At 70.1% G+C, this 6,576-nt stretch carries 8 protein-coding genes; all 8 read left to right on the forward strand.

Features of this window, described 5'->3' with window-relative positions; genetic code table 11:
- Positions 1 to 67 precede the first annotated feature (67 nt).
- The 8 genes from ACFFIO_RS03210 (at position 68) to asd (ending at position 6,508) form a co-directional block, all read left to right on the forward strand.
- Positions 68 to 1,069 (forward strand): NUDIX hydrolase, encoded by a 1,002-nt coding sequence (locus tag ACFFIO_RS03210; RefSeq protein WP_378040157.1) that lies wholly within the window; start codon positions 68 to 70, stop codon positions 1,067 to 1,069.
- A gap of 14 nt (positions 1,070 to 1,083) precedes the next feature.
- A complete protein-coding gene (locus ACFFIO_RS03215) occupies positions 1,084 to 1,431 on the forward strand; it encodes a GNAT family N-acetyltransferase (protein ID WP_378040158.1) in 348 nt (115 codons plus the stop codon).
- A 77-nt stretch (positions 1,432 to 1,508) separates the two neighbouring features.
- Positions 1,509 to 3,356, forward strand: a complete 1,848-nt coding sequence (locus ACFFIO_RS03220; protein WP_378040159.1) for a hypothetical protein — start codon at positions 1,509 to 1,511, stop codon at positions 3,354 to 3,356.
- On the forward strand, positions 3,353 to 3,748 hold the full coding sequence (locus ACFFIO_RS03225) for a GntR family transcriptional regulator (protein WP_378040160.1): 396 nt from the start codon (positions 3,353 to 3,355) through the stop codon (positions 3,746 to 3,748). Before ACFFIO_RS03220 ends, ACFFIO_RS03225 begins: the two co-directional genes overlap by 4 nt.
- A 38-nt stretch (positions 3,749 to 3,786) precedes the next feature.
- A complete protein-coding gene (locus ACFFIO_RS03230; protein WP_378040166.1) occupies positions 3,787 to 4,563 on the forward strand; it encodes a thymidylate synthase in 777 nt (258 codons plus the stop codon).
- Between the two features lie 22 nt (positions 4,564 to 4,585).
- On the forward strand, positions 4,586 to 5,104 hold the full coding sequence (locus ACFFIO_RS03235; RefSeq protein ID WP_378040161.1) for a dihydrofolate reductase: 519 nt from the start codon (positions 4,586 to 4,588) through the stop codon (positions 5,102 to 5,104).
- Positions 5,101 to 5,322 carry an NF038396 family protein gene (locus ACFFIO_RS03240; RefSeq protein ID WP_378040162.1) on the forward strand — a complete coding sequence of 74 codons (222 nt, stop codon included), beginning with the start codon at positions 5,101 to 5,103 and terminating at the stop codon, positions 5,320 to 5,322. Before ACFFIO_RS03235 ends, ACFFIO_RS03240 begins: the two co-directional genes overlap by 4 nt.
- 10 nt (positions 5,323 to 5,332) lie before the next feature.
- Positions 5,333 to 6,508, forward strand: coding sequence for an aspartate-semialdehyde dehydrogenase (asd, locus tag ACFFIO_RS03245; protein ID WP_378040163.1), 1,176 nt, complete (start codon positions 5,333 to 5,335; stop codon positions 6,506 to 6,508).
- Positions 6,509 to 6,576: the final 68 nt, after the last annotated feature.

Genomic DNA, 6,576 nt, shown 5'->3' on the forward strand with positions numbered 1-6,576 from the left:
GGCCACCGAACGTTCAGCGCCGGATACGATGGGGCGCCACGCCCCCTTTTCCGAAAGTGGATCCCGCATGCCCCAGACTGCAGCCCGCTCGACCGCCGACTTCCACGACGCCGCACCCTCCGCCCCGGTCCTCGCCGCCGGGGTGGTTCCCTGGCGCACCTCCGGTCAGGGGCTCGAGGTACTGGTGATCCACCGCCCCCAGTACGACGACTGGTCCTGGCCCAAGGGCAAGCTGGACGACGGCGAGACCCTGCCGGAATGCGCGGTGCGGGAGGTCCGCGAGGAGATCGGGCTGGTGGTGGACCTGGGGCTGCCGCTGCCGACGACCCGCTACACCATCGGCGCTTCCAAGACGCCCAAGGAGGTCTGGTACTGGGCCGCCGAGGCCTCCCGGACCACCCCTGTCCCGGACGGCCGCGAGGTGGACCGCACCGAGTGGATGAGCGTCAAGAAGGCGCGCGCCGCCCTGACCAATGCCACGGACCGCGAGCCGTTGGAGGCCCTGGTCGCAGCCCACCGCAACAAGGCCCTGCGCACCGCCCCGTTCATCATCCTGCGCCACGCGAAGGCGAAGCCCCGCTCCTCCTGGTCCCGCGCGGAGGACCGGCGGCCGCTCGCGGCCACGGGACAGCGGCAGGCGATGTCCGTGCGTCGTCTGCTGGGGGCCTGGAACCCGGACAGGGTCATCACGTCCCCGTACCTGCGCTGCGTGGAGACGGTGACCCCGTACGTGAAGGACACCAAGCGCGGGTTCAAGGAGATGGCTGCCTTCAACGAGAAGACGGCGAAGAACAAGCCTAAGAAGTCGCGCAAGGAGATGGCCGCCCGGCTGGGCAAGCAGCGCTCGACCCTGCTGTGCACCCATCGGCCGGTGTTGCCGGAGATCCTCGAGGCGCTCAAGGACGAGGTGCTGGCGAACGGGGCATCGGAATCCCGGGACGCCGTGCTGACCGCCCTGCCCCGCAAGGATCCCTATCTGAAGCCGGGTGCGGTCATCGTGGCCCAGCAGGCCCTGGACGCCGGCGGGAAAATCGTGTCGATCGAGGTCTACGACGTCTGGGACGACTGAAGTAGCCTCATCGCATGAGCACCCAGGGCAGCAGCACCGAGACCCCGAAGATCGTCCATGACGACCTGCGCGTGGAGCGCGACCCGGACCGCGGCCGGATCGAACTGTGGCAGAAGGAGCAGTTCATCGGCTTCCTCGGCTACACGGAGCAGACCGTGGGCGAGGACACCGTGGTGATCCTGCAGCACACCATCATCGACGAGGCCTTCGGCCGCCGCGGCTACGCCCGCGCGCTGGTGACGATCGTGCTGGAGCGGCTCAAGGCCGAGGGCTTCCTGATCGTCCCGGAATGCTCGTACGTGCAGGACTACCTGCGGCGCTACCCCGAGTACGCGCCGTTGGTCTTCGAGGGCGGCCAGTAGTCCACACCCCTTTAGTCCACACCCTTTTGAATGTGTCAATGGGTTGATACATTGACACACAGTCGAAGGGGGAGCACATGGGCAACGCCATGGGATGGGCCGGGTCCACCGGCATAGGGCTGGCCGTGGGCCTCGGCCTCTTGTACGTCGTCTTGCGCGGCACAGCGTGGAGTCCCGGCCGCGGCGATCCCGTGCGGGCCGTGCGCACCCACGCGATGATCGCGGCACTGATCGCCCTCTTCGCCTCCGGAACCTCCGGGCTGGCTGCCCTGGCCACGCCGGAGCAGACCGATGTCTTCAGCAACGGCGCCTTCCCGGTCACCACCGAGACCGATGGGGACATTGTCCGGAGCATCATCAGCGCCCCGCTGCCTCCCCTGCCGTGGTACGAGGCGCTCGGAATCACCCTCGGCCCGGTCCTGGGCTTCGTCCTGGTGTACGCCGTGGCACAGTACACGTGGCCGCGGCAGACCGGCCCCGTGCGCATGGCCCGCCTGAGCGACCGCCGCGCCACCGAACTCCTCCCCCGCCACCTGACCGGCGCCACCGCCGTCATCATGCTGGCCGCCGCCGGACTGGTGGTGCTGGCCTGGCAGACCCCGGCGGTGGAGGCGCGTGAGACCACGGAGACGTGGAGTGACGAGTACGGCGGCTCGGAGAGCAGTTGGTCCGATCCGGGATCCCGCGGCGGCGGGGACATCGCGCCCTGGCTGCTGCTGGCCCTGGTCCTGGCCGCCGTCGGCTTCGTGATCGTGCTGCGGATCATCGCCCGGCGCCCCACGCTGACCGGCCTGCACCCCCGTGACGACGACCTCGTGCGGCGCATCGCCGTCAACCGCGCCCTGCGCACCGTGGCGGTCATGATGCTGGGCATCGGCGCCGCGGGGTTCAACGCCTGGGCGGGCGCTGACGCAGCGCTGGCCCTCCGTTCTGCCGATCCCTACTCCACCCCCTTCATGCCCTGGCTCGGCCTGACCTCGCTTCTCGTGTGGCTGGTCCTGCTCTTCTGGCGGTCACCGCACGTCGCCGAGCTCGGCTCCCACACGGTGCAGCATCCGGAGGCGTACGACGCCGGCCCGGCACCGCGGTCCGCTCGAGTGCCGTCCCCTCCGGGTACGGCCCGCGCCGTGCTGCGGCTGCGCCTGGACGGGGCGACCCTGGCGTGGATGGTCGCGGTGCCGATCGCCGCGCTGGTCGGATACTTTTCCTGGGCTCTACCCCACACAGGCTCGTCCATGGACGCGTCTGCCGGCCCCGCCTGGGGGTCCGCCTGGGACACGTGGTCGATGCTCCTGTGGTCCGCCCTCCCCTGCGCGGCAGCCCTGGTCATCCTGGGCTTCACCGAGTTCGGCGTCCGCCGGGGGCACAGCCCGGCCGGGGAGCCGACCACCACCGGCCGGTCGTCCCGCTGGCCGGTCTACGCCCTCGGTGTGTCCGTGCTCCTGGCCGCGGTGTGGTGCGTGCTCTGCCTGACCACGACGTGGCAGCAGTCCGAACTGGCCACCGCCCTCGCCGTGACGACTGCGGTCTTCACGCTGGCCGCCCTCGCCCTCGCCAGCCTGGCCCTGCACCGCCCGCCCCTCGGCCATGCCACGCCCGAGCAGGATGCCGCCCTTCGCACCGGCGGGGCCAACCGCCTGCTGGCCGTCGGCGCCGCAGGCGTTCTGTCCGTCACCGGTGCTGCCCTCCTCGCGGGCGTCCAGGTCTGGCACGGCTTCATCAGCACCAGCATCGTCAACCTCGCCCTCCATGACCTGCCGGACGGCCTGCTCCTGATCCGCACCCTGACGGTCTTCGCCCTGTTCGGCCTCATCGTGGCCTGCGTGATCGCCCCGGCCCCCGACGTACCCGGGATCCGGCTCCGGCCACGCCAGGCCGAGCGGGAGGCCGCGCGTGAAGCTGAACGGGAGGCGCCCCGCGCATGAGCGCCGAGATCGTCCTCGACCTGTCCTCGCCGGTGCCGCCGTTCGAGCAACTGCGGGCGCGCATCACCGCCCTGGTCGACGACGGCTCCCTCACGCCCGGCTCCCGGCTCCCCTCGGTCCGGGCGCTGGCCGCGGACCTGGGGATCGCCGTCGGGACCGTGGCCCGGGCCTACCGGGAACTGGAGGCGGCCGGGTACGTGGTGTCCCGGCGCCGGCACGGCACGACGGTGGCGGAAACGCCCCCGGGGCGGGAGGCAGGCCGAGAGCGGGACTGGCCGGCCGACGTCGTGCAGGCTGCCGAGGACCTCGCGCGCCGGGCGAGGGCGGCGGGACTCAGCCCAGAGCAGACCGTGGAGCTGGTCCAGGACGCGCACCGTAGACTGGGGCAGTGAGCATCTCCACCCCGTATGAGGACCTGCTGGCCGATGTCATGGCCACCGGCGCCACCAAGACAGACCGCACCGGCACCGGGACGCGCAGTGTGTTCGGCCGGCAGCTGCGGTACGACCTCGGCGGATCGTTCCCCTTGATCACCACCAAGCGCGTGCACTTCAAGTCCGTGGCGCTGGAGCTGCTATGGTTCCTGCGCGGCGATTCCAACGTCCGCTGGCTGCAGGAGCGCGGCGTGCGGATCTGGGACGAGTGGGCGGACGAGGACGGCGAACTGGGCCCGGTCTACGGCGTGCAGTGGCGATCGTGGCCCACCCCGGACGGCGGGCAGATCGACCAGATCGCAAAGGTCGTGGACTCCATCCAGACCACCCCGGACTCGCGCCGCCACCTGGTCACCGCGTGGAATCCGGCGGAGGTGGACCAGATGGCCCTGCCCCCGTGCCACGCGATGTTCCAGTTCTACGTGGCCCCGCAGGACGACGGCCCCGGCAAGCTCTCCTGCCAGCTGTACCAGCGCTCGGCGGACCTGTTCCTCGGGGTGCCGTTCAACATCGCCTCCTACGCCCTGCTGACCGTGATGATGGCGCAGCAGACGGGACTGGAGCCCGGCGAGTTCGTCTGGACCGGCGGCGACTGCCACATCTATGACAACCACGTGGACCAGGTCACCGAGCAGCTCTCCCGGGACCCGTTCCCCTACCCGCAGCTGAGGTTCAACCGGACCCCGGAGGACATCTTCAGCTACGCCCTCGAGGACTTCGAGCTGGTCGACTACCAGCACCACCCGACGATCAAGGCCCCCATTGCCGTCTGACAGTACCCCCATCCGCATCGGCATGATCTGGGCCCAGACCCCGGATCGCGTCATCGGCGCCGACGGCTCCATGCCGTGGCACCTGCCCGAGGACCTCGCCCACTTCAAGGACCGCACCCACGGCCACCCGGTCATCATGGGCCGGCGCACCTGGGACTCGTTCCCGGAGAGGTTCCGGCCCCTGCCGGGACGGACGAACATCGTCGTCTCCCGGCGCCAGCAGTCGGCAGACGCCATGCGGGCGGCGGGCGCCGTCGTCGTGCCCGGGTTCCAGGAGGCCCTCGAGGCCGCGAGCGAGGCGGACGGACTGGACCTGATCTGGGTGATCGGCGGGGCCACGCTGTACGAGCAGGCGCTGGATGTGGCGACCTTGGCCGAGATCACCGTGATCGAGACCGACGCGGCCGGTGACACGTACGCCCCCGCACTGGACGGCCAATGGACGCGGACCTCTCTCGAGGAGCACCGCACCGACTCCGGCACCGGGTACCGCTTCGAGCGGTGGGAACGCGCCCACGACGACCACGAGGACCACTCATGAGCGAGCTGCTGAACAAGCCCACCCTGACGTTCATCGCCTTCGTCGCCTGCCCGATCCTGGGCCTGGTGACCGCCGTGATGGGCCTGGTCATGATCTTCACGGACAACGTGGTGATGGGCGTCGTGTTCCTGGTGGTGCTCACCCAGGTGTTCATCTTCGGCGGACTGTGGGCCACCCTGAAACGCAAGTCACTGACCGAGGACAGCTCCGGCCAGTAGACTGGGGGGCATGCTTTCCCCAGATTCAGCACTCCAGACCGCTTCCGACCCTGCCGCCAACCCCACGGTCGGCCTCATCGGCTGGCGCGGCATGGTCGGTTCCGTGCTCCTGCAGCGGATGGCCGAGGAGGGAGACTTCGATCGCCTGAACCCGGTGTTCTTCTCCACTTCTGCCGCCGGTCAGCCGGGGCCCGCCGTGGAAGGACTGCAGGGTGATGCGGGCATCCTGCAGGACGCCTTCGACATCGAGACGCTGGCCAAGCTGCCCGTCATCCTCACGACCCAGGGCGGCGGCTACACCTCCGAGGTCTATCCGAAACTGCGCGCCGCGGGCTGGGACGGAATCTGGATCGACGCCGCCTCGACGTTGCGCATGGAGGACTCCTCCATCATCGTGCTCGACCCGGTGAACCGGAACGTCATCGACGCCGGCCTGGCCGCGGGCGTCAAGGACTTCGTGGGCGGCAACTGCACCGTCTCCTGCATGCTCATGGGCCTGGGCGGGCTGTTCAAGGCCGGCCTCGTGGAGTGGGGCACCGCCATGACCTACCAGGCCGCCTCCGGCGGCGGCGCCCGCCACATGCGCGAACTGCTCACCCAGTTCGGTGACCTCCACGGCGTGGTCACGAACGAGCTGGCCGATCCCGCCTCCGCCATCCTCGAGATCGACCGCAAGGTCACCGCCGCCCAGCGCGACGGCTCCCTCGACGCCTCCCAGTTCGGCGTGCCGCTGGCCGGATCCCTCATCCCCTGGATCGACGCGGACCTCGGCAACGGCATGTCCAAGGAGGAGAAGAAGGCCGGCGACGAGACGAACAAGATCCTCGGTCACTCGGCAGCCCAGCGGGTGCCCTTCGACTCCCTGTGCGTGCGCATCGGCACCCTGCGCTCGCACTCCCAGGCGCTGACCCTGAAGCTGACGCGGGACGTCCCGCTGGACGAGATCGAGCAGATCATCGCCTCGGACAACGAGTGGGTCTCCGTGGTGCCGAACACCAAGGAGGCCTCGATGGCGGGCCTGACCCCGATCGCCGCCTCCGGCGCCATGACCATCCCGGTGGGCCGCCTGCGCAAGATGGAGATGGGCCCCGAGTACCTCTCCGCGTTCACCGTGGGCGACCAGCTGCTCTGGGGTGCCGCCGAGCCGGTGCGCCGCATGCTGGCCATCGCCACGGGGAATCTCTAAGTGTACCCAGCCATCACGTTGGTGACAGACGGCTGATGGGCGGGCGCCCGCCGAGTGCACTGTGGCCT

The organism is Citricoccus parietis (assembly GCF_042433045.1).
Lineage (GTDB): Bacteria > Actinomycetota > Actinomycetes > Actinomycetales > Micrococcaceae > Citricoccus > Citricoccus parietis.

Bases quoted from the DNA above. Each gene is read 5' to 3' on its own strand.
- ACFFIO_RS03210 (WP_378040157.1), top strand. From the start codon at position 68: ATGCCCCAGACTGCAGCCCGCTCGACCGCCGACTTCCACGACGCCGCA.
- ACFFIO_RS03215 (WP_378040158.1), top strand. From the start codon at position 1,084: ATGAGCACCCAGGGCAGCAGCACCGAGACCCCGAAGATCGTCCATGAC.
- ACFFIO_RS03220 (WP_378040159.1), top strand. From the start codon at position 1,509: ATGGGCAACGCCATGGGATGGGCCGGGTCCACCGGCATAGGGCTGGCC.
- ACFFIO_RS03225 (WP_378040160.1), top strand. From the start codon at position 3,353: ATGAGCGCCGAGATCGTCCTCGACCTGTCCTCGCCGGTGCCGCCGTTC.
- ACFFIO_RS03230 (WP_378040166.1), top strand. From the start codon at position 3,787: ATGGCCACCGGCGCCACCAAGACAGACCGCACCGGCACCGGGACGCGC.
- ACFFIO_RS03235 (WP_378040161.1), top strand. From the start codon at position 4,586: ATGATCTGGGCCCAGACCCCGGATCGCGTCATCGGCGCCGACGGCTCC.
- ACFFIO_RS03240 (WP_378040162.1), top strand. From the start codon at position 5,101: ATGAGCGAGCTGCTGAACAAGCCCACCCTGACGTTCATCGCCTTCGTC.
- asd (WP_378040163.1), top strand. From the start codon at position 5,333: ATGCTTTCCCCAGATTCAGCACTCCAGACCGCTTCCGACCCTGCCGCC.